This window comes from Kitasatospora sp. NPDC097691, assembly GCF_040302665.1.
Lineage (GTDB): Bacteria > Actinomycetota > Actinomycetes > Streptomycetales > Streptomycetaceae > Kitasatospora.
Genome location: NZ_JBEORY010000031.1, coordinates 65,362 through 90,430 on the forward strand (window position 1 = coordinate 65,362; position 25,069 = coordinate 90,430).

The window sequence follows — 25,069 nt, forward strand, 5'->3', positions numbered from 1 at the left end:
GCGGAACGGAGTGCGCCGATGAAGGGGCGTAGGTGGACCGAGGTGCGGGCCGAGGTCATGAAGCGGTTTCCCGAGCTGGCGACGCCCGAGGCGGAAGCGGAGCGGGCGCGGATTCGTCAGGAGATGGTGGCCCAGATTCGGGGGCATGAGCTCGCCGAGCTGCGGCGCAAGGCCGGGCTGACCCAGAAGCACGTGGCGGAGTTGCTCGGGGTGAGCCAGGCGCGGGTGTCGCAGATCGAACACGGCCAGGTGGACAGTCTGGACAACCTGCGCGCGTACGCGGCGGCGATCGGCGGCGAGGTCGAGGTGACCGTCCGGCAGGGGGAGCGGACGATCAAGGTGGCCTGATCGTCCGCTCCGGGTCCGGCCCCCCGCGTGCGGACGCGGTCAGGCCAGCAGGGCGGCCATCCAGGACTCGATGTCCTCGACCGTCCTCGGGAGGGCGCCCGACATCAGGTGGGCGCCGTCCTTCGTGATCACGAGGTCGTCCTCGATGCGGATGCCGAGGCCGCGGAGTTCGACGGGGAGGGTTTCGTCGTCGGGCTGGAGGTAGAGGCCGGGTTCGACGGTGAGGACCATGCCCTCCTCCAGGACGCCGTCGAGGTAGCGGTCGGCGCGGGACGTGGCGCAGTCGTGGTAGTCGAGGCCGAGCATGTGGCCGCTGCCGCAGAGGGTGTAGCGGCGGTACAGGCCGTTGTCCTCGGCGAGGGCCTGGTCGGCGGGGATGCGCAGGACGCCCCAGTCGGCGAGGCCTTCGGCGATGACCCGCATCGCCGCGCGGTGGAAGTCGCGGAAGCGGGCGCCGGGGCGCAGGGCGGCGATGCCGGCGCTCTGGGCGGCGAGGACGAGTTCGTAGGCCTGGCGCTGGACGGGGGTGAAGGTGCCGCCGAGCGGGAGGGTGCGGGTGATGTCGGCGGCGTAGAGGGTGTCGGTCTCGACGCCGGCGTCCAGCAGGAGCAGGGAGTTCGGGTCGAGGGCGCCGTCGTTGCGGATCCAGTGTAGGACGCAGGCGTGGGCGCCGGAGGCGGCGATGGTGGTGTAGGCGGTGCCGTTGCCCTCGGCGCGGGCGCGCAGGTCGAAGACGCCCTCGATCCAGCGTTCGCCGCGGTGGTGGCGCAGTGCGGTGGGCAGGGCGCGGACGACGTCCTCGAAGCCGGTGACGGTGTGGTCGACGGCGAGTTGCAGCTGGCCGACCTCCCACTCGTCCTTGACCAGGCGCAACTCGGAGAGTACGGCGGCCAGTTCGCCGTCCGGGTGCGCGAAGGAGCCGGGACGTCCGGTGGCCTCGTCCACCAGGGCGTCGGTGCCGGTCAGCACCCGCGTGGGCGGCTGGGGTCCGGCGAGCAGGGCGCCCAGGTCGTCGAGGTGTCGGGTGCGTACCCCGGTGAGCCGGGCGGCTTCGCCGAGGTCGGGCCGGGGGCCGACCCAGAACTCGCCGTAGCGGCGGTCGCGGTAGAACTCGCCGCCGTCGCGCGGGGACCGGGGGCGCAGGTAGAGGACCGGCTCGTGGCCTTCGGGGCCCGCCGGTTCGAGGACGAGGACGTGGTCGGCCTGGTCCTCGCCGGTGAGTCCGGTGAGCCAGACGTACGCGCTGTGCGGGCGGAAGCGGTGGTCGAGGTCGTTGCAGCGGACCTTGAGCCGGCCGGCCGGGACGATCAGCCGCTCGCCGGGGAACGCGGCGGAGAGGCGGGCGCGGCGGCCGGGGAAGCGGTCGTGTCCGGGGACACGGCGGTCGGCGGGGAGCGGGGTGGCGGCCCAGCGGGTGCCCATGAAGGCGGCGAGGGCGGGGGTGACCGGGAGGTCGTGGCTCCCGGTGGCGAGGCCGGTCTGGCGGAGGGTCACCGGTGAACTCCTAGGCGGGGCTGGGGAGATGTGCGGCGCGGGCACGGGTGGGGCGCGAGCACGGACACAGCTCGGTAACGGGCGGCGTCACCTCTTGTGCAGTGCAATTTCACATTACTATGTTACGGGTCACACAGCGCAGCGGCCAGATCAGGCCCCCCACAGCGGAGTTGCACATGACCAGGCGCACCCACGCCGCCCTCGCGGCGGCCCTCGCGGCGACCCTCACCCTCGGCCTCGGGGCCTGTACCAACGACAAGAGCGACAGCGGCGGCGACAACGCGGCCGGCAGCACCAAGGCCCCCGGCGCCGCGTCCGGCTCGATCGTCGGTGGCACCCCGGTCAAGGGCGGCACCCTGACGGTGCTGTCCAACCAGGACTTCGCCCACCTCGACCCGGCCCGCAACTGGACCATGCCGAACATGGACTTCGGCATCCGGCTGCTCTACCGCACCCTGGTCACCTTCAAGGCCGAGCCGGGCGCCGCGGGCAGCGAGATCGTCCCGGACCTCGCCACCGACCTCGGCAGGCCCTCGGACGGCGGGAAGACCTGGAGCTTCACCCTCAAGGACGGCGTCAAGTACGAGGACGGCACGCCGATCAAGTCCGCCGACATCAAGTACAACGTCGAGCGTTCCTTCGCCCCCGACCTCACCGGCGGCCCCGACTACGCGCAGCAGTACCTGGCCGGCGGTGAGAACTACAAGGGCCCGCTGACCGGCGAGCACCTGGCCAGCATCGAGACCCCGGACGACAAGACGGTCGTCTTCCACCTCAAGCGTCCGGTCGCCGAGTTCTCGTACACCGCGACCCTGCCGACCTTCGCGCCGGTGCCGCAGTCCCAGGACAAGGGCACCCAGTACGACCTCCGCCCGTTCTCCTCCGGTCCGTACAAGATCGAGACCTACGACCGGGGCAAGCAGTTGGTCCTGGTCCGCAACAGCAACTGGGACCAGTCCACCGACCCGGTCCGCAAGGCCTATCCGGACAAGATCGTGGTCACCCAGGGCCTCAAGGGCGGCCAGGTCGACGACCGCATCATCGCGAGCGAGGGCGCGGACGCCTCCTCCGTGGAGTGGATGAACCTGCGCCCGGAGTCGGTCGCCAAGGTGCTGCCCAAGCCCGACGTGAAGTCCCGGCTGATCGCCGAGCAGCAGGGTTGCACCGACATGCTCTACCCCAACACCTCCAAAGCGCCCTTCGACGACCCGAAGGTGCGCGAGGCGCTGATGTACGCGGTGGACCGGGACGCCCAGGTCACCGCGTACGGCGGCCCCGCGATGGCGGACGTGGCCACCTCCTACCTGCCGCCCGCCCTGACCGGCGGGACCAAGCAGGACACCATGAAGATCGCCCCGACCGGCGATCCGGAGAAGGCCAAGCAGCTGCTCAAGGACGCGGGCAAGACCGACCTCAAGGTCTCGCTGGCCACCTCCGCCGGCGACAAGACCCGGGCCGAGGCGCTCCAGCAGTCGCTGGCCAAGGTCGGCATCCAGGCCACCATCACCACCGCCGACCCGTCGGTCTACTACGACACCATCGGCGACACCAAGAACGCGCCCGACCTCGCCGTCCTCGGCTGGTGCCCGGACTACCCGTCGGGTGCCACCTTCCTGCCCATGGTCTTCGACGGCCGCACCATCAAGGAGAAGGGCAACCAGGGCAACGTCGAGCAGTTCCGCGACCAGGCCACGATGGACCGGATCGACCAGATCAACGCGATGACCGACGTCAACGAGGCCAACAAGGCGTGGCTGCAGCTCAACGACGACCTGCTGAAGAAGGCGCCCACCGTGCCGATGCTCTGGCAGCGCCGCCCGTTGCTGGCCGGGACGAACATCGCCGGGGCCTTCGGTCACCCGGTCTGGACCGGCCAGTGGGACTTCGCCACGATCGGCCTCAAGGACCCCTCGAAGAGCCAGGGCTGAGGGACCGTCCGCGATGAGTACCACCACTGAGCCCGCAGCCGCGTCCCTCGCGGCGGCGGGCCCCGCGAAGGCCGCCGGCCGCGGGCCCTGGCGGCTGGTCTGGGACCAGCTGTGGGCCCAGGGCTCGGCCCGCTTCGGCCTGATCACCGTCGCCCTCCTGGTCCTGCTGACCGCGCTGGCCTCCCCGCTGAGCGCGCTCGGCGGCTGGACCCCCGAGGAGTTCGACAAACGCGCCATCGACCCGTACCTCGGCGGTCTGCCGATCGGCGACTTCGGCGGGGTCGGCACCCGGCACTGGCTGGGCGTCGAACCCGCCACCGGGCGCGACCTGTTCGCCAGGGTCCTGCACGGCGGGCAGGTCTCCCTGCTGATCGCCTTCACGGCCACCGCCGTGGTCGTGGTCACCGGCACCCTGACCGGTGTCGCGGCCGGCTACTTCGGCGGCCGGACCGACGCCGTCCTCTCCCGGCTGATGGACCTCACCATGTCCTTCCCGTCCCTGATCTTCATGATCTCGATGATGTCGGTGGCCAAGGACGTCAACCGGATCCTGCTGATGACCGTGGTGATCGGCATGTTCGGCTGGCCGGGCATCGCCCGCGTGGTACGCGGCCAGACGCTGTCGCTCAAGCACCGCGAGTACGTCGAGGCCGCCAAGGTCGGCGGCGCCCGGTCCTGGCGGATCCTCACCCGGGAGATCCTGCCGAACGTCTCCGGCCCGATCATCGCCTACACCACGCTGCTCGTCCCCGGCATGATCGCCACCGAGGCCGCGCTCAGCTACCTCGGCGTGGGCGTCCGCCCGCCGACCCCCTCCTGGGGCCAGATGATCGCCGAGAGCATCAACTTCTACGAGACCGACCCGACGTACTTCCTGATCCCGACGGCCTTCCTGTTCCTCGCCGTGCTCGCCTTCACCCTGCTCGGCGACGCGCTGCGCGACATCCTCGACCCCCGGGGAGGCCGGTCGTGATCCTCTACCTCGGCCGCCGGCTGCTCGGCGCGCTCGGCATCCTGCTCGCCATCTGCGCGATCACCTTCACCATCTTCTACCTGCTGCCCGCCGACCCGGCGGTGGCCGCCTGCGGCAAGACCTGCAGCCCGGAACGGGTCGCCGAGGTCAAGGCCGCGATGGGCCTGGACAAGCCGGTCTGGGACCAGTTCCTCACCTACGTCACCGGCATCTTCGCCGGGCGCGACTACGGCAGCGGGGCCAGTGCGACCCACTGCGACTTCCCCTGCCTCGGCTACTCCTACGAGTACTCGCTGCCGGTCTGGAACCTCCTCACCGACCGCCTGCCGGTCTCCGTCTCGCTCGCCATCGGCGCGGCCGTGCTGTGGCTGGTCCTCGGCCTCGGCGCGGGCGTCACCTCGGCGCTGCGCAAGGGCGGGGTCGCCGACAAGACGCTGATGGTGCTCTCGGTCGGCGCCGCCTCGCTGCCGGTCTACTTCACCTCGATCATGCTGATCTGGGGCGTCGTCAGGACGGCCGGGCTGCTGCCCTACCCGGCCTACCACCAGTTCACCGAGAACCCCTTCGAGTGGGCCTCCAACCTGCTGCTGCCGTGGATCGCCCTGGCCCTGCTGTACGCGGCCATGTACGCCCGGCAGAGCCGCAACTCGATGATCGAGGCGATGGCCGAGCCGTACATCCGCACCGCCCGGGCCAAGGGCCTGCCGGCCCGCACCGTCGCCGTCAAGCACGGGCTGCGCTCCGGGATGACGCCGATCCTCACCATCTTCGGCATGGACCTCGGCGGGCTGCTGGCGGGCGCCGTCATCACCGAATCGATCTTCGGCCTGCCGGGGGTGGGACGGCTCTTCTACGACGCACTGGTCCGCTCCGACCAGCCCGTCATCCTCGGTGTCACCCTGCTCGCGGCAACCTTCATCGTCGCGGCGAACCTGCTGGTCGACCTGCTCTACGCGTTCGTCGACCCGAGAGTGAGGTACTGATGACCGCATTGCTGGAGGTCGAGAACCTCAAGGTCGCCTTCGACACGCCGCGCGGGACGGTCCGGGCGGTGGACGGCATCTCCTTCGCCGTCGAGGCCGGACGCACCCTCGGCCTGGTCGGCGAGTCCGGCAGCGGGAAGTCCGTCACCTCGCTGGCCGTCATGGGCCTGCACCGCGGCGCCGCCGTCACCGGCTCGATCCGTTTGCACGGGCAGGAGTTGAACGGGCTCGGGGAGAAGGAACTGCGCGCCGTCCGGGGCCGCCGGATCGCGATGATCTTCCAGGACCCGCTGTCCAGCCTGCACCCCTTCTACACCGTCGGCGAGCAGATCGCCGAGCACTACCGGGTGCACTTCAAGGCCAACCGCAAGGCGGGCCGGGCCCGGGCGGTGGAGATGCTGGCCGAGGTCGGCATCCCCGAGCCGGCCCGCCGGGTCGACGAGTACCCGCACCAGTTCTCCGGCGGCATGCGCCAGCGCGTCATGATCGCCATGGCGCTCGCCTGCGAGCCCGACCTGCTGATCGCCGACGAGCCCACCACGGCGCTCGACGTCACCGTCCAGGCGCAGATCCTCGACCTGATCGCCCGGATCCAGCAGGAGCGCGGCCTCGGCGTCGTGATGATCACCCACGACCTCGGCGTGGTCGCCCGGGTCGCCCACGAGGTGCTGGTCATGTACGGCGGCCGGGCGGCCGAACAGGCCCAGGTGGACCGGCTGTTCGCGCAGCCCGCGCACCCGTACACCCGCGGCCTGCTGGACTCGCTGCCGCGCCTGGACGACACCGACGACGCCCCGCTGCGGGCCATCCCCGGCAGCCCGCCGTCGCTGATCGCCCCCGCCCCCGGCTGCTCCTTCGCCCCGCGCTGCGCCCGCACCACCGCCGCGTCCGCCGAGGAGCACGCCCGCTGCCTGGCCGCTCGCCCCGCGCTCGGCCCGCTCGCCCCCGGCCACCAGGCCGCCTGCCACCTGCCGCTGGTGCCGGAAGGGGTGCTGTGATGACCGGACCCGCTGGGACAACCGGAGCCGCTGGGACAACCGGAGCCGTTGGGACTCCCGGAGCCGTTGGGACGACCGAACCCACTCAGGTGACCGGACCTGCCGGGAGGACGGAACCGCTGCTGTCCGTACGGGACTTGGTGAAGACCTTCCCCGGCCGGCGCAGCCGTACCGGGCGGCCCGGAGCGCCGGTCAGGGCCGTGGACGGCGTCAGCTTCGACGTCGGCGCGGGGGAGACGCTCGGCCTGGTCGGCGAGTCCGGCTGCGGCAAGTCCACCACCGGCCGGATGATCGTCCGGCTGCTCGACCCGACCTCGGGCACCGTCACCTTCGACGGCACCGAGATCGGCGGGCTCTCGCAGGCCCGGCTGCGCCCGCACCGGCGCGACCTGCAGATGGTCTTCCAGGACCCGTACTCCTCGCTCAACCCCCGGCAGACGGTGTCCCGGATCATCTCCGAGCCGCTGCTGGTCCAGGGCGGGAGCGCGACGGCCGCGCGCAAGCGGGCCGCCGAGCTGATGGAGCTGGTCGGGCTGATCCCCGAACACCTGGACCGCTACCCGCACGAGTTCTCCGGCGGCCAGGCGCAGCGCATCGGCATCGCGCGCTCGCTGGCGACCTCGCCGCGGCTGGTCATCGCCGACGAGCCGGTCTCCGCGCTGGACGTGTCCATCCAGGCCCAGGTGGTCAACCTGATGGAGCGGCTCCAGCGGGAGCTCGGGCTGGCGTACGTGTTCATCGCGCACGACCTCTCGGTGGTCAAGCGGGTCTGCGACCGGGTCGCCGTGATGTACCTGGGCCGGATCGTGGAGATCGGCGACAAGGCCGAGGTGTACGGCAGCCCCGCGCATCCCTACACCAGGGCGCTGCTCTCCGCGGTGCCGCTGCCGGACCCGGCGGCGGAGCGGACCCGGGAGCGGATCGTGTTGCTCGGCGACCCGCCGAGTCCGGCCGCCCCGCCGCCCGGATGCACCTTCCACCCGCGGTGCCCCAAGGCGCAGGACCTGTGCCGGACGGAGCGGCCGCTGCTGCGGATCGCCGGTCCGGGCACGCGGGAGGCGGCCTGCCACTTCCCGGAGGCGTGAGCCGGGGCTGCCCGGTGACCTGATCCGGGACCTCCGGTGACGTTTGCCGGGACCGCCCGGTGACGTTCACCGGGCACCGAGACCCCCGGTCGGGCGCGGCGGGGAACCTTACGAGGGCCGCGTCCGACCGGGTTCCAAGCGATCCCGCCGCCACTCGCCCGGGCCGTCACTCCTCCGGCAGCAGGAGGCGCGGGCCGGGCCCCTCGGCGGCCAGTTCGTCGCCGGGGTTGAGCACCCGGCAGCGGCGCAGCGACACACAGCCGCAGCCGATGCAGCCGGTCAGCTCGCCCTCCAGCCGCTCCAGCTCCAGCCGGCGGGCGCGCAGCAGCTCGGCCCAGCGGCGCGAGATGCGCTCCCAGTCGTGCTTGCCGGGCATCCGGTCCTCGGGGAGGCCGGTGAAGACCTCGGCGACCTCGCTGAGCGGGATGCCGAGCCGCTTGGCGACCAGGATGAGCGAGATCCGGCGCAGCACGTGCCGCCGGTAGCGGCGCTGGTTGCCGGTCGTCCGCTCGGAGGAGATCAGCCCCTGATCCTCGTAGAAGCGCACCGCCGAGGTGGCGATCCCGGCCCGCCTGGCCACCTCGCCGACGCTCAGCAGATCGACCGGTGCGGTGCTCATGGCGGCTCCTTGACTTCAAGTTATCTTGAAGTTCTACGGTACCGGACATGACCCGATCATCTGCCGTGAAGACTGACACGACCGTTGCTCAGCTGGACAGTTACCCAGCGGAGTCGCCGTCCGCGGGCATCTCCGGTGGATGGCGCGAACTGTTCTCCCGGCGGTACGCCGCCCCCGCCTCGATCCTCGCGGGCGGTGTCGCGCTGTACGCGATGAACCTCTACTTCACCGCGGCGCTGATGCCCTCGATCGTGGCCGACATCGGCGGCGGCCGTTACTACGCGTGGGTGGCCACCGGCTTCCTGATGGCCGCCGTCATCGCCTCGATGCTGGTCAGCCGGCTGCTGGACCGGCTGGGCGCCGCTCGGGCGTACGTCCTGGGCTTCCTGGTGTTCGGCGCGGGCGCGGTGCTCAACGCGCTCAGCCCGTCGATGGCGGCGCTGATCCTCGGCCGGGTGGTGCAGGGCCTCGGCGGCGGCCTGGTCGCCGGGCTCGGCTACGCCGTGATCCGCAGCGCCCTGCCGGAGCGGCTGTGGACCAGGGCCGCCGGGCTGGTCTCCGCGATGTGGGGCGTCGGCACGTTGGTCGGGCCGTCGCTGGGCGGGCTGTTCGCCCAGCTCGGGGCCTGGCGCGGGGCGTACGTCCTGCTGCTGGTCGCCGCGCTGGTGCTGGCCCTGCTGGCCCGCCGGGTACTGCCCGGGCGGTCCGGCGAGGGTCGGGGGAGCGGCCCGGTGCCGCTGCCCTCGCTGCTGCTGCTCACCCTGGCGGCGGCCGCGTTCAGCGTCAGCTCCACCGTCCCGAGCGGCCGGCCGACGGCGGTCTGCATCCTCGCCGGTCTGGCGCTGCTGGTGGGCTTCGTGGCGGTCGAGCGGCGCGGCGGTGCGGCGACGGTCCTGCCCGGGCAGACCTACCGGGCCGGGAACCCCCTGAAGTGGCTCTACCTGACCGTCGCGGTGCTGTGCGCGGGCGTGGTGGCGGAGAACTTCATCCCGCTGTTCGGCCAGGAGCTGGGCGGCCTCGGCCCGCTGGTGGCCGGTTTCCTCGGCGCCGCGGTGTCGGCGGGCTGGACCACGGCCCAGCTGTTCAGCGTCGGCATCGAGTCGGTGCGCGGCCGGGCCCGGGCGATCCGTACCGCCCCGCTGGTGCTGGTCGCCGGTCTGCTGGCCTACGGGCTGCTGCAGACCGGGCACGCCTCCGGCCTGCGGGTGGTCCTGTGGGCGGTGGCGCTGTTCGTCGCCGGCACCGGGATCGGGCTGGCCTTCCCGCACCTGAGCGTGGCCGCGATGCGCAGCAGCAGCGACCCGGCCGAGGGCGGCAAGGCCGCCGCGGCGATCAACACCACCCAGCTGATCGCCTTCTCGGTGACGTCGGCGCTGGCGGGCACCCTGGTCAACCTGGGCGCGGACAGCCCGGTCGACTCGGCCCGGTACATGACCTTCGGGATCGCCGCGATCACCGTGCTCGGCGTGGCCACCGCCGCGCTCACCGCCCGCCGCCTCGGGCGGTGAGCGGACGGGCACCGGCCCCGGATCCCCGTTTCGTCGGGGGGATCCGGGGCCGGCTCACAACCGCCTCAGGAGGCCGCGCCCGACCGCCTCAGGAGGCCGCGCCCACCCGTCTCAGGAGGCCGGGCCCACCCGGACGGTGGTGATCCGCCCGCCCTGGGACTCCCGGACGACCTCGATCCTCGTGTTGGTGTCCGGCACCTTCACCGTCAGCTGCGGCGTGGCCGGGTCGGCGTACACCCCGGTGTGGTCGTTGAACACCGGGACGGCCGGCTCGGCCGGGATCCGCACCGCGACCCCGCCCTTGTGCAGGGTGAACGACGTGGTCGGCTTGAGTGAGAAGGTGGCGTCGAAGGTCTGCGCCCGCCCGTTGACCAGTGTCCCGTCGGCGAAGCGGATCGGTGCCGGGTGGGCGTCGATCGGCAGGATGAGCCCGCCGCCGGGGTGGTCCTTGGTGTTGTTGTCACCGTAGGAGGTGTCCCAGAGCCAGAGCAGGACGCCCTCCTGGTACGGGTAGTTGTCGACCACGTTGGCCTTGCCCGTGACGCCGGTGTAGCCGAAGTTGTACGGGCCGGTCTTCAGGAACGCACCGTAGCCGGTGTAGCGGCGGTTCTCCGCGAGGTAGGCGCGCGGGTGCTGCTTGACGGCGGTGCGGCCGGTGATGACCGTGAAGCCGTTGGCGGTCCAGCCGCCGGTGCCGTTCTCCGCGCCGTCGGCGAACAGCTCGGTGCCGCCGGCGGTGGCCTGCACGGCGTCGACCAGGACGCCCTTGCCGTGGGTGTTGCTGTCCGAGGTGACGTGGAAGCGCAGCCGGACCTGTTGGCCGAGGTAGCCGTCCAGCGGGATGTGCAGCTTCCGGTAGGTGCCGGAAGTGCCGGTCAGGCCGGGGGTGTTGGCGTTGGTGTTGCCGATCGGCGCGCCGTCCACGGTGCCGGGCAGGGCGGTCCAGTGCTTGCCCTGGTCGGTGGAGGCCTCGACGGTCAGGAAGTCGTAGTCCTGCTCGACGTCGTACCAGACCGCGGCGTCCAGCGCGGCCGGTCCGGCGGCGGTGCGCAGGTCGACCTCCCGGGCGAGGGAGTTGTCGAGGTTGTCACCGGTGTCGCTCCACCACTGCTTGCCGCCCTCGTACGGGTCGGCGAGGTCGGTGCTGGTGGTGCCGTCCGGCAGGTGGACGAGGACGGCCTGCGCCTGGTCGGTGTTGTAGCTGCTCACCCCGAGGGCGTGGCTGGAGCGGGTGGCGGCCTGCGCCTCGTCGTAGTTGAGCCAGCCGAACTGCAGCTTGCTCCAGGCGTCGAGGTCGCCCGGGTAGCCGCCGGTGGTGTTGGGGCCCTTGCCGAGGTAGGAGCCGGAGGACATCAGCGACCAGAAGTTGACGCTGTTGTCGCCGCCCGTGGTGCTGTACAGGTCGGGCAGGCCCAGGTTGTGGCCGTACTCGTGGGCGAACAGGCCGACGCCGCTGTTCTCGCCGCCCTGGACGTAGTCGTAGACGTAGAGGCCGGTGTCGCCGACGGGCGCGCCGCCGATCTTGTCGCCCTCCGGGCCGGTCTGGCCGGTCGCGTCCGGGAAGGCCCAACTGCGGTGCGCCCACAGCGCGTCGGCGCCCTGGGCGCCGCCGCCCCAGGTCTCGTCCACGCCGGCGTGGACGACGATGACGTTGTCGAGGTAGCCGTCGGGCTGGTCGAACTCGCCGTCCTTGTCGTGGTCGTAGCGGTCGTAGACGTCGTACTGGGCGAGCTGCGCCTTGATGTCCGCCACGCTGCGGCCCTTGGCGATCTCGCCGTCGTACCAGGCCTTGACGGCGTCCCGGACGAACTCCTGGGCCTGGGTCCAGGCGCCGGAGCCCTGCGGGCCCTTGTTGCTGCCGTAACGGGCCTCGTTGTACGGGACGGTGACCCAGTCGCTGACGGTGCCCTGGACGTCGTACCGGCCCGAGGACTGGGTGCGGTAGTAGTTGCGCATCGAGACGGCGCCGGGCGTGTCGTCGAAGAACATCTTCTGGTAGTACGCGGGGTCGAAGTCCGGTGACCACAGGGTGTGGTTGTCGTCCTTGCCCGGCTTGGGGATCTGGTCGTGGCGCGGGCCGGGGGTGCCGCCGTAGCGAGGCTGGCCGTTCCACTGGGTCGAGTTGTCGACCTCGTCGCCGAACTGGGCGAGGATCACGAAGACCTTGTCCGTGCGCTGGTGCGCCAGTTGGACGTAGTCGTTGCCGATCTTCACCTTGGCCGGGGCCCGCTTGTCGGTGCTCTTGGCGACGGCGCCCTTGTTGAGCTGCTCCAGGGCCTTGCTGCGGAGCGCCTGGCGCTCGCGCTCCTGCGGGACGAGCGGTGCGGGCGGGGCCTCGGCGCCCTGCGGGGCGGCGTCGGCGGCCGCGGCGGCGGTGACGGTGAGGGGCGGCGGGGGAGCGGCCTGGGCGGGGGTGCCCAGCAGGGTGGCCGCTATCGCGCTCGTGGTGAGCGCGGCTGCGAGGGCCGCGGACAGTCTGCGCAACTGACCGGTCCTTTCCGGGGGATGGGGGTGTTTCGGGTATCGGTCGATGAAGCGCAGGTAATATTTCACATGTCACGGGTCACGTGGAAGGGGTCCGGGGCAAGCGGAAGGGGCGCCGCACCCGGAGGTGCGGCGCCCCTTGTCCGTCCGCTTCGTACGGCCCGTTCCGCCGGGTCAGCCGTTGCTGAAGTCCAGGGCCAGGCTGAAGACGACAAGCGCGGCGAACACCGCCGCCAGGGTGGTCAGCCCAGCGGCGTGCAGTGCGACGGCGGCCGCACCCAGCAGCACCAGCTTGAGCACCAGCCGTGCGGCGAGCGGCAGTTCGACCTTCGCCCGGCGCTCGGCCAGGAACACGTCCCAGACCGCGCGGGCCGCGGCCGGCACGCCGAGGCCCAGCAGCAGCCGGACGCCCAGGCCGTCGCCGGTCCTGAAGCCCCAGTAGCAGAGCGCCGCCAGGCTCGCGAGCTGCACCCCGAAGCCGAGTTCGGTGCCGGCCGTGGCCAGCGACCTGCGCAGTCGGCGCTCCGTCGGGCCGGGTCCGTCGATCGTCATCCGCGCGCTCTCCCCGCCGGTGCGCCCCGACGCGTACCGCCGAGGTCCGCCGACTCGTGTGCCGCCCGGGGGTCGGACGGCCGTCAAGCGGAGTGTTCCAGCCCGTTCGGCCGAACTCAACGGATCACCGTGCGGCTGCCGGTCCGCTGCCTCCCCCCTGCCGGTTCGTCCACCGTCTTGCCGTCAACGGCCCGTCCGTCAACGGCCCTTCCGTCAACGGCCTTTCCCTCAGCGGCCTTTCCCTCAGCGACCTCTCTGTGAGCGGCGATGCCGTCAACCTCCGTGCCGTCAGCGTCCCTGCCGTCAGCGGACGGTGTACTCGACGGCCACGCTGACCACGGTCAGCACGCCGTACACCACCGCCAGGGTGGTCCGCCCGGTGGCGTACAGGGCGGCGGCGGCCGTGCCGAGCGTCAGCAGCTTGACCACGATCTCCGCGCCGACCGGCAGCGGGAACTTCGGGCCGCCCGCGGCCAGGAACAGGCCCCAGACGGTGGCTGCCAGCGCCGGTGCGCCGAGGCCCAGCAGCAGCCGGGTGCCCAGGGTGGAGCCGGTCTTGAAGCCCCAGTAGCAGAGCGCCGCCAGCATGCCGAGCTCCAGCCCGAAGGCGATGCCCGCGTTGCCGGCGGTCAGCGGCGTCCACTGCCGCTGCCCGACCGGGCCGGGTCTGTCGATCTTCATCCGCGTACTCTCCCCGTTCGCTGCGCCGCCCGGGCGGGGCGGCGATCACGCGGAGTGTGACAGTCCGGCCCGGGCGGCGCAACGGATCGGCCCGGGGGCGCCCGATCAGCCCAGGGACGCCCGGAGGAAGGCGAGTTCGGCCAGGGTCAGCTGCTCGCTCGTCCCGCCCGGCGTCATGTGGGTGACGCCCGGCAGCGGCAGCACCGCGTGCGGGCGACCGGCCCTGGTGAGCGCCTGGGAGAGCAGCAGGGTGTGCGAGGGGTGGACGTTGTCGTCGGCCAGGCCGTGGATCAGCAGCAGCGGCCTGGTCAGGCCGGGCGCGTCGGTGAGCAGGCAGTCGCCGGCGTAGCCCTCGGGGTTGTCCTGCGGCAGGCCGAGGTAGCGCTCGGTGTACGCGGTGTCGTACTGCCGGAAGTCGGTGGGCGGGGCTCCCGCGCAGGCGGTGTGGAAGACGTCCGGGCGGCGCAGCACGGCGAGCGCGGCGAAGTAGCCGCCGTAGGACCAGCCGCGCACGCCGACCCGGCCGAGGTCGAGGTCCGGGTGGTGCGCGGCGAGCGCGCGCAGGGCGTCGACCTGGTCGTCCAGGGCCGCCTGGGAGAAGCGGCGGAAGATCGCCCGGGTGAAGTCCGGCGAGACGAACGGGGTGCCGCGGTTGTCGGTGGTGACCACGGCGAAGCCCTGGTCGGCCCACCACTGGCGGAGCTGCCAGCGGCGCGGCTCGTTGGCCACGGCCTGGTAGCCGGGGCCGCCGTAGACGTCCAGCAGCACGGGCAGCCGGCGGCCGGTCACGTGGTCGCGCGGGTAGACGACGGCGGTCGGCAGGCCGCGCCCGGTGACCCGGGCGAGCCGGGGGCGGACCGGGTACGGCAGTGCGGCGCTCAGGTCGGTGAGCGGCAGTTCGCGGCCGTCGACCAGGGCGCGGCGGCGGATCCCGTCGGCGGAGGCCGAGGTGAGCAGCAGGGTGTCGGCGGCGGCGAGGGCGGAGTGCACGCCGGGGCCGGTGGTGAGGAGTTCGGGTGCGCCGCCGTCCGGGTCGATCAGGTGGACGTACTGGTCGGCCGGGTCGCCCTGGCCGGTCTCGCAGAGCAGTCGGCCGCGCAGCCGTCCGACCACCCGGCGGATCTGCAGCCCGGTGGTGTCCAGCGGCTTGCCGTCCAGGGCGAGGCCGCGGGCCTGCGGGGTGTCGTGGACGGTGAGCAGTCGGCCGTCGGGCAGCCGGTCGGGGGTGCCGGGCAGGTCGTCGACCCAGAACTCATCCGTGGTGCGGGAGAGTTCGCGGGTCTCGCCGGTGGCGGGGTCGGCGCCGAGCAGCAGCACGGTCTGCTGCAGCCGGTCGGCGACGGTGAGCAGTACCTTGTGGTCGGAGGCCCAGGAGGCGGCGCAGAGGTACGGGAAGGCGTCGGTGTCCCAGTGCAGCCGGACCCGCCCGCCGTCGAGGCCGAGGACCCAGAGCCGGACGTCCGCGTTGGGGCCGCCGGCCTGCGGGTAGGCGAAGTCCTCGGGCGCCTCGGCGGGGCGGGCCGGGTCGGCGAAGTGGCGCCGGGGGAGGGCGGATTCGTCCACCCGGGTGGCCAGCAGTGCGCCCCCGTCCGGGCGCCACCAGTGGCCCCGGGCGCGGCCGAGTTCCTCGGCGGCGGCGAACTCGGCGACGCCCCAGCGGGCGCCGTCGGCGGGGGAGAGCGGTTCGAGGCCGGGGGTGACGTACAGGGCGTCGTCGGCGACGTAGGCGACGCGCTGGCCGGTGGCGTCCGGCCGGGGGTCGAACGCGGGCCCGGCGACCGGGAGTTCGTCGCTGGTTCCGGCGGCGGTGTCGGTGCGGAAGAGCCGTCCGTCGAGGGTGAAGACGGCGACCGCGAGGTCGGCGGTGGCTGCGTACGTGCCGATTCCGGCGGCGACCAGCCGGGTGCGCTCCCGCAGCCGGCGCTCGACGGCGGGCAGGTCGTCGCGGCGGCCGGTGCGCCCGGGCAGCAGCGCGGCCGGGTCGGCGACCGGGCGCTCCTCGCCGGTGGCGGTGTCCAGCAGGTGGAGGCGGTCGATCGGGTCCTCGGGACCGGTGGAGCGGAGCAGCAGCAGCCGGGTACCGTCCTCGGCGAGCGTGTACGCGCGCGGCGCGCCGAAGGTGAACCGGCCGGTACGGGCACTGAGGGCAAGGAAGGCGTCGGTGATGGTCACGGCCCGATCGTGGTCGCGCGGTGCGTGCCCCGACCAGTAGTCTGTCATGTGAAATGTCACACATCAGTCGCCGGTGGGCGACCAGGGAGGACGCCGTGATCGAGGACCTGTGGACCGCCGGACCCCCCGCCCCGCTGTCCGCCGCCGACGGCCTGTTCAGCGTGTCGGCGGGCACGGCGCACCTGAACCACGGCTCGTACGGCGCGGTGCCGGTGCCGGTGCAGCGGGCCCAGGAACAGCTGCGCACGGAACACGAGCTGGACCCGGACGGTTTCTTCGCCGACCTGCCCGCCCGGATCGGCCGGGCCCGAACGGCGCTCGCGGCCGACCTCGCCACCGACCCGCAGCACCTCGCCCTGGTCACCAACGTCACCGAGGCCGTCGCGATCGCCCTGGACAGCATCCCCTTCGCCCCCGGCGACCGGATCCTGGTCACCGACCACGGCTACGGCGCCGTCACCGAGGCCGTCGCCCGCAAGGCCGCCGAGACCGGCGCGGAACTCCGCGTCGTGGAGCTGCCCCTGGACGCCCCGGACGAGGCGGCCGCCCGTGCCGCGGTGCTGGCCGCCGTCGACGGCCGCACCACCGTCGCCGTCCTCGACCAGCTCACCTCGCCCAGTGCCCGCCTGGTGGCCGGCCCGGCGCTGCTCGCCGAACTCCGCGCGCTCGGCGTGGTCACGGTCGTGGACGGTGCCCACGCGCCCGGCATGCTGCCCGCCCCGGCCGACCCGAACGCCGACTTCTGGTTCGGAAACCTGCACAAGTGGGCCTTCGCCCCGCGCGCCACCGGCGTGCTCGCCGTCCGCCCCGAGTGGGCCGCGCGGGTGCGCCCGCTGGCCCTCTCCTGGGAGCACGACAAGGGCTTCCCGGCCAACGTCGAGTGGCGCGGCACCTGCGACTACACGCCCTGGCTGGCCGCCCCCGCCGGCTTCGAGCTGCTGCGCGCGCTCGGCCCCGAGGCGGTGGCCGGCCACAACACCGCGCTCGCCGCGTACGGACAGCGGGTGCTGGTCGAGCGGGCCGGACTGCGCCCGCTGCCGGCCACCCCCGGGGTGTGGATGCGTGCCGTGCGGCTGCCGGCCGGGTGGTGCGAGAGCGAGGCGGCGGCGAAGGCGCTGATGGCCGAGGTGTGGCGGCGGCTCGACACCCGGATCGCCGTCCGCCCGTGGGCCGGCGGCGGGCTGCTGCGGATCAGCGCGCAGCTGTACAACCGGCCGCAGGAGTACGAGCGGCTGGCGGACGGGCTCGCCGTGCTGCTCAAGGGCTGAAGCCGCTGCAGGACCCCGGCCTCAGGCGGGCCGGCGCCCGCTCACTGACCGGCGAACCTGCTCAAGAGCCCGCGGACCGGCTCAGTGACCGCCTGCTGGCTCAGTGGCCCGCGGACCGGCTCAAGGGCCGGTCCGCGCACTCGCCCCCGTCGTCCCCCCGCAACTCCGCGAGCAGCAGGTTCCGGTCGGCGAGCAGCCCGGTGAGGATCCGCCGGGCCGTCCGCAGCAGCTCGGCGACCTCCCCGCCGGCCAGCGCGTAGACCACCGTGCTGCCCTCCCGGGTGGCGGTGACGATGCCGGACCGGCGCAGCACCGCGAGCTGCTGGGAGAGGCTGGAGGGTTCGATGTCCAGATCGGCGAGCAGGGCGCGGACGGGCGTCGGTCCGGCCTGCAGGAGTTCCAGCACCCGGATCCGGACGGGATGGCCGAGCATCCGGAAGAACTCGGCCTTCGCCTGGTAGAGCGCCACCGTCACGAGGCCCCCCTTCCTGGTGTCGGTCCGGGGGTCAGATCTCCAGCGAGACTTCGATCCGCTTGAGCTTGTGGCGGGCCATCGCCAGGTTGGAGCGGCTGCGGTTGAGCGCCAGGAACAGGAACAGGCCGCGTCCGCTGGGCGTCGTGATCGGCCGGACCATGTGGTACTGGTTGGTCAGGCTGATCAGGATGTCCTCGATCTCGTTGTCGTGCAGGTTGAGCATCTCCATCGCCCGCATCTTGGCGCGGACCACGTCGGTGTTCCCGGCGGCGGCGACGTTGAGGTCCAGCTCCCCGCCGTCGCCGAGGCTGCCGAGCGCCATGCCGCTGCCGTAGTCGACCAGGGCGACGCCGATCGCGCCGTCGATCGACATGGCCTCCTTGAGGGACGTCTCCAGGTTCGCCATCGTCGTTGTCCTCCCGCGTGTTGGTGGCTGTGGCGACGAAGGTACGGAGTCTGGACGGCGGTTCACCGGTGATGATCGAAGACGACCGAAGCTGGCCGATCCGTGATCACTTGAAGACATTTGCAACTATGGATCTGAGAGAGAACTGATCCCGTGATGATCCCGCGGGTGCTCCGGGCGTGTTCCCGGAGCAGTCCCGTCGTGGTCCCGCGGGCGACCGCACCTCGGGAAAAAACGGTGCTATCGATGTCAGTTCTCCCGGGTAACCTCTCGCTGAGATGCGAGATCACACCAACCACACCCGGACGGCGATGAACACCCCCGATCCAGAGCCCCAGGACGACCGGGAGCTCAGCCCCGCCGAGGCGTACGCGGCCAGCCGTCGCCGGGCCAAGGAGCAGGCCACCGCCCTGTACGGCTTCCAGCAGCTGTACGACTTCCCGCTGGACGACTTCCAGCTGGAGGCGTGCGAGACGCTGGAGGCCGGCTCCGGCGTCCTGGTCGCCGCTCCCACCGGCTCCGGGAAGACCATCGTCGGCGAGTTCGCCGTGCACCTGGCCCTGGCCGCCGGGCGCAAGTGCTTCTACACCACGCCGATCAAGGCGCTGTCGAACCAGAAGTACGGCGACCTGGTCAAGCGCTACGGCGCCGCCAAGGTCGGCCTGCTCACCGGCGACAACAGCGTCAACGGCGACGCCCCCGTGGTGGTCATGACCACCGAGGTGCTGCGCAACATGCTCTACGCGGGCTCCAGCACCCTCGACGGCCTCGGCTACGTCGTGATGGACGAGGTCCACTACCTCGCCGACCGGTTCCGCGGCGCCGTCTGGGAGGAGGTCATCATCCACCTCCCCGAGTCGGTCACCCTCGTCTCGCTCTCCGCGACCGTCTCCAACGCCGAGGAGTTCGGCGACTGGCTGGACACCGTGCGCGGCGGCACCAAGGTGATCGTCTCCGAGACCCGCCCGGTGCCGCTGTGGCAGCACGTGATGGCCGGCAACCGGATGTACGACCTGTTCGCCAATCCCGACCGCGACGGCCGGCCCAAGAACAACCTGAAGAACCCCGGCAAGGCCGTCAACCCCGAGCTGGTCCGGCTGGCCCGCTCCGAGCTCGACCGCAACCCCCGCGACCGCTTCGGCCGCGGCCGCGGCCGCTCGATGCCCAACGGCCGCCCCGGCCGGGTCTGGACGCCGGGCCGGGTGGACGTCATCGACCGGCTCGACGCCGAGGGCCTGCTGCCCGCGATCACCTTCATCTTCAGCCGGGCCGGCTGCGAGGCCGCCGTCCAGCAGTGCCTCAGCTCCGGGCTGCGGCTCAACAAGGACTCCGACCGTGCCCTGGTCCGGGCGATCGTCGAGGAGCGCTGCGCCGACATCCCCGACGAGGACCTGCACGTCCTCGGCTACTTCGAGTGGCTGGACGGGCTGGAGCGCGGCATCGCCGCCCACCACGCCGGGATGCTGCCCCGGTTCAAGGAGGTCGTCGAGGAGCTCTTCGTGAAGGGCCTGGTCAAGGCCGTCTTCGCGACCGAGACCCTGGCGCTCGGCATCAACATGCCCGCCCGCTCGGTGGTCATGGAGAAGCTGGTCAAGTGGAACGGCGAGACCCACGCCGACATCACCCCCGGTGAGTACACCCAGCTCACCGGCCGGGCCGGGCGGCGCGGCATCGACGTCGAGGGCCACGCCGTGGTCCTCTGGCAGCGCGGCCTGGACCCGGAGGCGCTGGCCGGCCTGGCCGGCACCCGCACCTACCCGCTGAAGTCCTCGTTCCGGCCCTCGTACAACATGGCCGTCAACCTGGTCTCCCAGTTCGGCCGGCACCGCTCGCGCGAGCTGCTGGAGACCTCCTTCGCCCAGTTCCAGGCGGACCGCTCGGTCGTCGGCATCGCCCGCCAGGTGCAGCGCAACGAGGAGGGGCTGGAGGGCTACCGCGAGTCCATGACCTGCCACCTCGGTGACTTCGACGAGTACATGGAGCTGCGCCGCCGGCTCAAGGACCGCGAGAACGAGCTGGCCCGCGAGGGCACCACCCAGCGCCGTGCGGCCGCCGTCGAGTCCATCGAGCAGCTCAAGCCGGGCGACGTCATCCACGTCCCCACCGGCAAGTTCGCCGGCCTCGCCCTGGTCCTCGACCCGGGCCTGCCGCCGGTCGACCGCTCCGGCCGGGGCGGCCGGCGCCACCCCGACTTCCAGGACGGCCCGCGCCCGGTGGTGCTCACCGCCGAGCGCCAGGTCAAGCGGCTCGCCATGATCGACTTCCCGCACCCGGTCGCCGCGATCGAGCGCGTCCGCATCCCCAAGTCCTTCAACCCGCGCAGCCCGCAGTCCCGCCGTGACCTCGCCTCGGCGCTGCGCACCAAGGCCGGTCACCTGGAGCCCGAGCGGTTCCGCCGCGGCCGCGCGGCCGCCGCCGACGACCCGGAGATCACCCGGCTGCGGACCGAGCTGCGCCAGCACCCCTGCCACGGCTGCTCCGACCGCGAGGACCACGCCCGCTGGGCCGAGCGCTACCACCGGCTGCACCGCGACACCGAGCTGCTGGAACGCCGGATGCGCTCGCGCACCCACACCATCGCCCGCACCTTCGACCGGGTCTGCGCCCTGCTCACCGACCTCGGCTACCTGAGCGGCGACACCGTCACCGACGACGGCAAGCGGCTCGGCCGGCTCTACGGCGAACTCGACCTGCTCGCCTCCGAATGCATCCGCGAGGGCGTCTGGAGCGGCCTGGCCGCCGCCGAACTCGCCGCCTGCGCCTCGGCGTTGGTGTACGAGGCCCGCCAGTCCGACGACGCCGGCGCCCCCCGGGTGCCGGAGGGCGCGGCCAAGGAGGCGCTGGGCAAGATGGTCCGGATCTGGGGCCACCTGGACGCCCTGGAGGAGCAGCACCGGATCAACACCGCGGAGGGCGTCGGCCAGCGCGAACCCGACCTGGGCTTCGCCTGGGTCGCCTACCGCTGGGCGCTCGGCCACAACCTGGACCAGGTGCTGCGCGACGCCGACATGCCGGCCGGCGACTTCGTCCGCTGGACCAAGCAGCTGATCGACGTCCTCGGCCAGATCCAGGACGCCGCCGGCACGGACGCCGACCTGCGCAAGACCGCCCGCAAGGCCGTCGACGGCCTCCGCCGCGGCATCATCGCCTACTCCTCGGTGGGCTGAGCCGACCACCCCAAGGGGCCCCGCTCGTTCGTGGAGGCGAACGAGCGGGGCCCCTTGGCGTGTCCGGCCTCGTTCCGTGGCGCTTCGGTGAAAGCCGAAGCGGCCACGGTGCGGAGCGGGAAGTCGGCTCGGCCGACTTCCCGCTGCCTACTCCTGCCGCCCGCTCGCCGCGGCCGCGTCGAGGCGGCGGACGAGTTCGCGCAGGGCCCGGAGTTCGCGTTCGAGGGCCTCGGCGCCGCGCGGGGTCATGGAGACCCAGGTCCGGGGCCGGCGGCCGGCGTAACCCTTGGTGACGGTGACCAGGCCGGAGTCCTCCAGGACCTTCAGATGGCGGGACAGGTTGCCGTCGGTGGCGCCGAGTTGCTCCTTGAGGAATCCGAAGTCCACCTGGTCGGCCTCGCGGGCGATGGTGAGGATCCCGAGCCGGACCCGTTGGTGGACGGTGTCGTCCAGCGACAGGGTCGGGTGCTGTTCCTCGGCTTCGTCGGCAACGCTCATGGGGTGACCGTACGGGATGCCCCCGCTCGTCGGCGCTCGGCGGTCCACTGGGCCAGGCCGGTGGTCAGCGGGATCGCCGCCAGGAGGAGGGCCTTCACCTCCGGGCGGTCGGTCCAGCCGTCGGACCGGTCGAGCCACGGCAGCCAGCCGCTCTCCCAGGGGGCCGAGAGGTAGGCGCTGAGCAGCGCGGCGTGGAGGAGGCCGGCGCCGGCCACCAGCGGGCTGCGTTCGACCAGGCCGAGGACGGACAGGCCGATGCCGAGGACGTACCAGGGTGAGGCGTAGGCGTTCACCAGGAGGTCGAGGTCGTGGTGCCGGCCGTCGACGAGGACCCGTGCGAGCACCACGGCGGTGGCCGAGGCGCCGACACCGGCGGTGGCGCCCAGCCAGGTCATGCGGTGCGGCACGATCCCGCGGGCCTCGCCGCGCCGCCGGTACCAGCGGGCCAGGGCGAACCAGGCCAGCGGGAGCAGTACGAACCAGATCCCCCAGGCCAGGCAGCGGAGCACCGCCCCGTCGAACTCGCCGACCTCGCAGGCGGCGTCGGGTGCGTGCGGCACGCACAGCCCGGTCAGCTGGGCGTAGGCGAAGGCCGGGTAGGAGGTGATGTCCCGCCCGTTGGCGCCGAAGTTGAAGGCCTGCCCGGCGACCGGTACGGCCGCCAGTGCGAGCAGGCCGAGGCCGAGCAACGGGATCCCCGCCCCGCGCAGTCGGCTCCTGGCTCTCGCCCGTAACCCGTTCGTGGCGGCCAGCAACTCGGCCGGGCTGCCCTGGTGCAGTGTTCTCACGACCCACCCCCTGGTGTCGTCGGTCCGTCCGTCGACCCGTCAACTTTGCAATGCAAAGTACATTGCAGTCAAGAGTTCACGGATGGCAGAGCAGGAACGGCCGAGAGCACGTGGCGGCAGGCGTGGCGGGCCCTGAACAGGCGCTCGGTGGGTTGCCGGTGGGTGGGAAGGCGATCCGAGGTCGTCGGATCCAGCGGCTCGTACGAGAGACCCGTTCGTGCATGATGACCCGATGAAACGTAGCGACCAGCGCTTCCACGTCATCGTGCTGTCGAACTTCGCGAAGGGCTTCGACAAGTACGCGTTCGCCTACGGCAAGGCGGGCATTCCGGAGAGCACGTACCCCGACCGGTTCCACCTGCTGACCCGTGCGGAGTTGGGCATCGGCATCGGCAAGGCACGACGCCTGCTGGAGCGTCTGGCCATCCCGGGCGACCGGCTGTTGGTGCTGGAAACCACGGTGGACCCCGACGCGCTGGTGCCCAACCTGTCGACCGGCCTCGGCATGGAACTGCACGAGGCCCGCATCCGCTTGGCCGCCGTCCACGAACTCGACCGAGCAGGCGACGACTTCACCCTGCGCCCGACGACCGTCGAGGACGCGATGGCGGCCTCCCTGCACCTGCACGGATCGGCGCAGCGCCGCTACGCCGACCTGCGGCCGCGCTCGGTCTCGCTCCTGCCGGTCGCCTCCGCCTGCCAGGCCCGGTGTTCGTTCTGCTTCTCCGCGGCCTCGATCTCCAGCGACCAGGCGCCGGCGCGGGTCCCGTGGGACGCGGTCGCCCACTGGCTGGAGCGTGCCCGTGCGGCGGGTGCCGAGCGGGCAGTGATCACCGGCGGAGGGGAACCGACGCTCATACCGTTCGACCAGCAGCTGCGGCTGGTGTCCGCCTGCTCGGCGGCCTTCCCGAAGGTCGTCCTGATCACCAACGCGCACACCCTGGCGAAGGGCCGGCACGACGACCGGGTCGGCCGACTGGAGGCCCTGAGCGCCGCAGGCCTGAGCGTGTTGGCGGTTTCCCGGCACCATCAGGACGACGCCGTCAGCGAGCGGCTGATGATGCTGCGCACGCCGGTGAGCTCGGTGATCGACACCTGGCGGACGGAACGCGACCGCTGGCCGTCGCTGCGGATGAGGCTCATCTGCGTGCTCCAGCACGGCGGCGTGGCCGACGCGGCCGGCGTCGCCGACTACCTTTCGTGGGCCGCGGCCCTCGGTGTCGAGGAAGTCTGCTTCAAGGAGCTCTACGTCTCCACCAGCACCGAGTCGCTCTACTTCGACCGCGCCGCCAACGTCTGGAGCCGGGAGCACCAGGTCCCGCTGTCCGTCGTCACCGGGTTCGCCGAGCAGCACGGCTTCGAACGGGCGAGCCGCCTGCCCTGGGGCGCGCCGGTCTACCACGGCAGCTGGGACGGCCGGCCGATGCGGATCGCCGCCTACACGGAGCCCAGCCTGCTCTGGGAACGCACCAGCGGGATCGCCCGCAGCTGGAACGTCCTGGCCGACGGACGCTGCTACGCGTCCCTGGAGGACCGGGCCAGCGAGATCGCGCCGGAAGGTGCGGCGGTATGAGGTTCCACGAGTTCCAGGAGCTCCGGCAGCGGCAACTCCGTGCTTCCCCCGCGCTCCTGGACGCTGCCGAGACCAACCTGTACCGGGCGCTCGCCCCGACGCGGCCGGAACCGCCGGACGACACGCGCACGGTGTACCGGTGCGACCTCGCCCGCGCCTGGCTGCGGCGCTTCGAGCTGCCGGAGGAGTGGTCCCGTCGCGCCATGGTCTGTCGCGGGGTCCGTCACGGGCTCGACGTGGTGTTCCGTCGGCTGCGCGCCGAGCAGGCGAGGTTGTGGCTGCCCGGCGACGTCTACCCGGTCTACTTCGAGCTGGCCCGCGCCGCGGGCCTGGCACCCGAGTCCTACCCGACGCTGCCGGCACCGGTCCTGCCGGCGTCGCCGGCGGACGACCGGCCCGAGTACCTGCTGCTCGCCAACCCCAGCAAGCCGCTCGGCCGGTACCTGTCCGACGCCGAGTGCGCCGCGGTGATGTCGTGGTTGCGGGAATCGCCGCGCCGCCGCCTGCTGATCGACAGCGTCTACGACCTGGGAGCCCCGTTCGCCGCCGGCACGCGGCGGTTGCTGGACACCGGTCGTGCGATCCTGCTGCATTCGGTCACCAAGGGATGGCTGTGGCCACGCACGTTCGGAGTGGTCCTGTTGGATCCGGCGCAAGCCGAACTGGCCGAGGCGTTCCGGGCGGATCCGCCGACGCCGGCACAGTTGAGGCTCGCCGACCGTCTGCTGACCGTGCACGGCGACGTGCCCGGGCAGGTCGTCGGCGAACTGGCCGTACGGGCTGAGCGGTTGTTCGACCGGTTGCCGGACGAGGTGCTCGGGGCGATCCCCGCGGCGAGCCGGACCTGCCCGGGCAACTACTTCTTCCCGGTCGACATCCCGGCGGAGACGCTCCGGCGCGAGTGCGGCGTGCTCGCCATGCCGGTCGGCGTGTTCGGCGAGAGCAACTGGTCCGGCTCCGTCCTGACCAGCCTCGCCGACGCCTTCGGCCCGACGTCGTCGGCGGCGCGGTGAAACGACCGCGCGGTGGCGTCATCGCGCGATGACGCCACCGCGCGACGACGCCACCC

General features: G+C 72.5%; 21 protein-coding genes. 11 read left to right on the forward strand and 10 right to left on the reverse strand.

The features are described from left to right. The first annotated feature begins 18 nt into the window (after positions 1-18). Positions 19-348: an XRE family transcriptional regulator gene (locus ABTY56_RS22265; protein ID WP_350630721.1), complete on the forward strand. Its 330-nt coding sequence runs from the start codon at positions 19-21 to the stop codon at positions 346-348. Positions 349-387: 39 nt separating this feature from the next. On the opposite strand, the gene ABTY56_RS22270 is transcribed toward ABTY56_RS22265, so the two are convergent. Further along, positions 388-1,842 carry an aminopeptidase P family protein gene (locus ABTY56_RS22270; protein ID WP_350630722.1) on the reverse strand — a complete coding sequence of 485 codons (1,455 nt, stop codon included), beginning with the start codon at positions 1,840-1,842 and terminating at the stop codon, positions 388-390. A 176-nt stretch (positions 1,843-2,018) separates the two neighbouring features. Between ABTY56_RS22270 and ABTY56_RS22275 the strand changes: the two genes are divergently transcribed. The 5 genes from ABTY56_RS22275 to ABTY56_RS22295 all read left to right on the forward strand — a co-directional run bounded on the left by ABTY56_RS22275 (position 2,019) and on the right by ABTY56_RS22295 (position 7,809). Next, the gene (locus tag ABTY56_RS22275; RefSeq protein WP_350630723.1) at positions 2,019-3,770 is read left to right on the forward strand and encodes an ABC transporter substrate-binding protein; all 1,752 of its coding nucleotides are present in this window, start codon (positions 2,019-2,021) and stop codon (positions 3,768-3,770) included. A 13-nt stretch (positions 3,771-3,783) separates the two neighbouring features. Continuing rightward, on the forward strand, positions 3,784-4,743 hold the full coding sequence (locus ABTY56_RS22280) for an ABC transporter permease (RefSeq protein ID WP_350630724.1): 960 nt from the start codon (positions 3,784-3,786) through the stop codon (positions 4,741-4,743). Beyond that, positions 4,740-5,726: an ABC transporter permease gene (locus ABTY56_RS22285; RefSeq protein ID WP_350630725.1), complete on the forward strand. Its 987-nt coding sequence runs from the start codon at positions 4,740-4,742 to the stop codon at positions 5,724-5,726. The genes ABTY56_RS22280 and ABTY56_RS22285 overlap by 4 nt, the downstream gene beginning before the upstream one ends. Beyond that, complete coding sequence (locus ABTY56_RS22290; protein WP_350630726.1) at positions 5,726-6,724, forward strand: ABC transporter ATP-binding protein; 999 nt, start codon at positions 5,726-5,728, stop codon at positions 6,722-6,724. The genes ABTY56_RS22285 and ABTY56_RS22290 overlap by 1 nt, the downstream gene beginning before the upstream one ends. Positions 6,725-6,813: 89 nt before the next feature. Further along, complete coding sequence (locus ABTY56_RS22295) at positions 6,814-7,809, forward strand: ABC transporter ATP-binding protein (protein WP_350630727.1); 996 nt, start codon at positions 6,814-6,816, stop codon at positions 7,807-7,809. A 166-nt stretch (positions 7,810-7,975) separates the two neighbouring features. Here the strand turns inward: ABTY56_RS22295 and soxR are convergent, their stop codons facing one another. Further along, positions 7,976-8,428, reverse strand: coding sequence for a redox-sensitive transcriptional activator SoxR (soxR, locus tag ABTY56_RS22300; RefSeq protein WP_350630728.1), 453 nt, complete (start codon positions 8,426-8,428; stop codon positions 7,976-7,978). A gap of 47 nt (positions 8,429-8,475) precedes the next feature. Between soxR and ABTY56_RS22305 the strand changes: the two genes are divergently transcribed. After that, positions 8,476-9,936, forward strand: a complete 1,461-nt coding sequence (locus ABTY56_RS22305; protein WP_350630729.1) for an MFS transporter — start codon at positions 8,476-8,478, stop codon at positions 9,934-9,936. Between the two features lie 111 nt (positions 9,937-10,047). Here the strand turns inward: ABTY56_RS22305 and ABTY56_RS22310 are convergent, their stop codons facing one another. From ABTY56_RS22310 to ABTY56_RS22325, 4 genes are all read right to left on the reverse strand, one after another. Beyond that, positions 10,048-12,420 (reverse strand): immune inhibitor A domain-containing protein, encoded by a 2,373-nt coding sequence (locus ABTY56_RS22310; protein ID WP_350630730.1) that lies wholly within the window; start codon positions 12,418-12,420, stop codon positions 10,048-10,050. Between the two features lie 174 nt (positions 12,421-12,594). Continuing rightward, positions 12,595-12,972 carry a DUF2568 domain-containing protein gene (locus ABTY56_RS22315; protein WP_350630731.1) on the reverse strand — a complete coding sequence of 126 codons (378 nt, stop codon included), beginning with the start codon at positions 12,970-12,972 and terminating at the stop codon, positions 12,595-12,597. A gap of 303 nt (positions 12,973-13,275) precedes the next feature. After that, positions 13,276-13,653, reverse strand: a complete 378-nt coding sequence (locus ABTY56_RS22320) for a YrdB family protein (protein ID WP_350630732.1) — start codon at positions 13,651-13,653, stop codon at positions 13,276-13,278. A 105-nt stretch (positions 13,654-13,758) separates the two neighbouring features. Continuing rightward, positions 13,759-15,825: a S9 family peptidase gene (locus ABTY56_RS22325; RefSeq protein WP_350630733.1), complete on the reverse strand. Its 2,067-nt coding sequence runs from the start codon at positions 15,823-15,825 to the stop codon at positions 13,759-13,761. Positions 15,826-15,878: 53 nt separating this feature from the next. On the opposite strand from ABTY56_RS22325, the gene ABTY56_RS22330 reads away from it, so the two are divergent. Beyond that, on the forward strand, positions 15,879-17,093 hold the full coding sequence (locus ABTY56_RS22330; RefSeq protein WP_350630734.1) for an aminotransferase class V-fold PLP-dependent enzyme: 1,215 nt from the start codon (positions 15,879-15,881) through the stop codon (positions 17,091-17,093). A gap of 100 nt (positions 17,094-17,193) precedes the next feature. Here the strand turns inward: ABTY56_RS22330 and ABTY56_RS22335 are convergent, their stop codons facing one another. Beyond that, positions 17,194-17,568 (reverse strand): ArsR/SmtB family transcription factor, encoded by a 375-nt coding sequence (locus ABTY56_RS22335; RefSeq protein ID WP_350630735.1) that lies wholly within the window; start codon positions 17,566-17,568, stop codon positions 17,194-17,196. Between the two features lie 31 nt (positions 17,569-17,599). Beyond that, a complete protein-coding gene (locus tag ABTY56_RS22340; RefSeq protein ID WP_350523800.1) occupies positions 17,600-17,974 on the reverse strand; it encodes a hypothetical protein in 375 nt (124 codons plus the stop codon). 311 nt (positions 17,975-18,285) lie between these two features. On the opposite strand from ABTY56_RS22340, the gene ABTY56_RS22345 reads away from it, so the two are divergent. After that, the gene (locus tag ABTY56_RS22345) at positions 18,286-21,141 is read left to right on the forward strand and encodes a DEAD/DEAH box helicase (protein WP_350630743.1); all 2,856 of its coding nucleotides are present in this window, start codon (positions 18,286-18,288) and stop codon (positions 21,139-21,141) included. A 147-nt stretch (positions 21,142-21,288) separates the two neighbouring features. Here ABTY56_RS22345 and ABTY56_RS22350 read toward each other — a convergent pair whose 3' ends face one another. Both ABTY56_RS22350 and ABTY56_RS22355 read right to left on the reverse strand, forming a co-directional pair. Next, positions 21,289-21,639, reverse strand: coding sequence for a winged helix-turn-helix domain-containing protein (locus ABTY56_RS22350; protein ID WP_350630736.1), 351 nt, complete (start codon positions 21,637-21,639; stop codon positions 21,289-21,291). Next, positions 21,636-22,427: a hypothetical protein gene (locus ABTY56_RS22355; protein WP_350630737.1), complete on the reverse strand. Its 792-nt coding sequence runs from the start codon at positions 22,425-22,427 to the stop codon at positions 21,636-21,638. Before ABTY56_RS22355 ends, ABTY56_RS22350 begins: the two co-directional genes overlap by 4 nt. Before the next feature lie 232 nt (positions 22,428-22,659). Here ABTY56_RS22355 and ABTY56_RS22360 point away from each other — a divergent pair, with 232 nt between their 5' ends. Continuing rightward, positions 22,660-24,000, forward strand: a complete 1,341-nt coding sequence (locus ABTY56_RS22360) for a radical SAM protein (protein ID WP_350630738.1) — start codon at positions 22,660-22,662, stop codon at positions 23,998-24,000. Beyond that, complete coding sequence (locus tag ABTY56_RS22365) at positions 23,997-25,013, forward strand: aminotransferase class I/II-fold pyridoxal phosphate-dependent enzyme (RefSeq protein WP_350630739.1); 1,017 nt, start codon at positions 23,997-23,999, stop codon at positions 25,011-25,013. Before ABTY56_RS22360 ends, ABTY56_RS22365 begins: the two co-directional genes overlap by 4 nt. Positions 25,014-25,069: the final 56 nt, after the last annotated feature.

Bases quoted from the DNA above. Each gene is read 5' to 3' on its own strand.
- ABTY56_RS22350 (WP_350630736.1), bottom strand. From the start codon at position 21,639: ATGAGCGTTGCCGACGAAGCCGAGGAACAGCACCCGACCCTGTCGCTG.
- soxR (WP_350630728.1), bottom strand. From the start codon at position 8,428: ATGAGCACCGCACCGGTCGATCTGCTGAGCGTCGGCGAGGTGGCCAGG.
- ABTY56_RS22315 (WP_350630731.1), bottom strand. From the start codon at position 12,972: ATGACGATCGACGGACCCGGCCCGACGGAGCGCCGACTGCGCAGGTCG.
- ABTY56_RS22360 (WP_350630738.1), top strand. From the start codon at position 22,660: ATGAAACGTAGCGACCAGCGCTTCCACGTCATCGTGCTGTCGAACTTC.
- ABTY56_RS22290 (WP_350630726.1), top strand. From the start codon at position 5,726: ATGACCGCATTGCTGGAGGTCGAGAACCTCAAGGTCGCCTTCGACACG.
- ABTY56_RS22345 (WP_350630743.1), top strand. From the start codon at position 18,286: ATGAACACCCCCGATCCAGAGCCCCAGGACGACCGGGAGCTCAGCCCC.
- ABTY56_RS22265 (WP_350630721.1), top strand. From the start codon at position 19: ATGAAGGGGCGTAGGTGGACCGAGGTGCGGGCCGAGGTCATGAAGCGG.
- ABTY56_RS22275 (WP_350630723.1), top strand. From the start codon at position 2,019: ATGACCAGGCGCACCCACGCCGCCCTCGCGGCGGCCCTCGCGGCGACC.
- ABTY56_RS22280 (WP_350630724.1), top strand. From the start codon at position 3,784: ATGAGTACCACCACTGAGCCCGCAGCCGCGTCCCTCGCGGCGGCGGGC.
- ABTY56_RS22305 (WP_350630729.1), top strand. From the start codon at position 8,476: ATGACCCGATCATCTGCCGTGAAGACTGACACGACCGTTGCTCAGCTG.
- ABTY56_RS22340 (WP_350523800.1), bottom strand. From the start codon at position 17,974: ATGGCGAACCTGGAGACGTCCCTCAAGGAGGCCATGTCGATCGACGGC.
- ABTY56_RS22365 (WP_350630739.1), top strand. From the start codon at position 23,997: ATGAGGTTCCACGAGTTCCAGGAGCTCCGGCAGCGGCAACTCCGTGCT.
- ABTY56_RS22330 (WP_350630734.1), top strand. From the start codon at position 15,879: ATGTCACACATCAGTCGCCGGTGGGCGACCAGGGAGGACGCCGTGATC.
- ABTY56_RS22320 (WP_350630732.1), bottom strand. From the start codon at position 13,653: ATGAAGATCGACAGACCCGGCCCGGTCGGGCAGCGGCAGTGGACGCCG.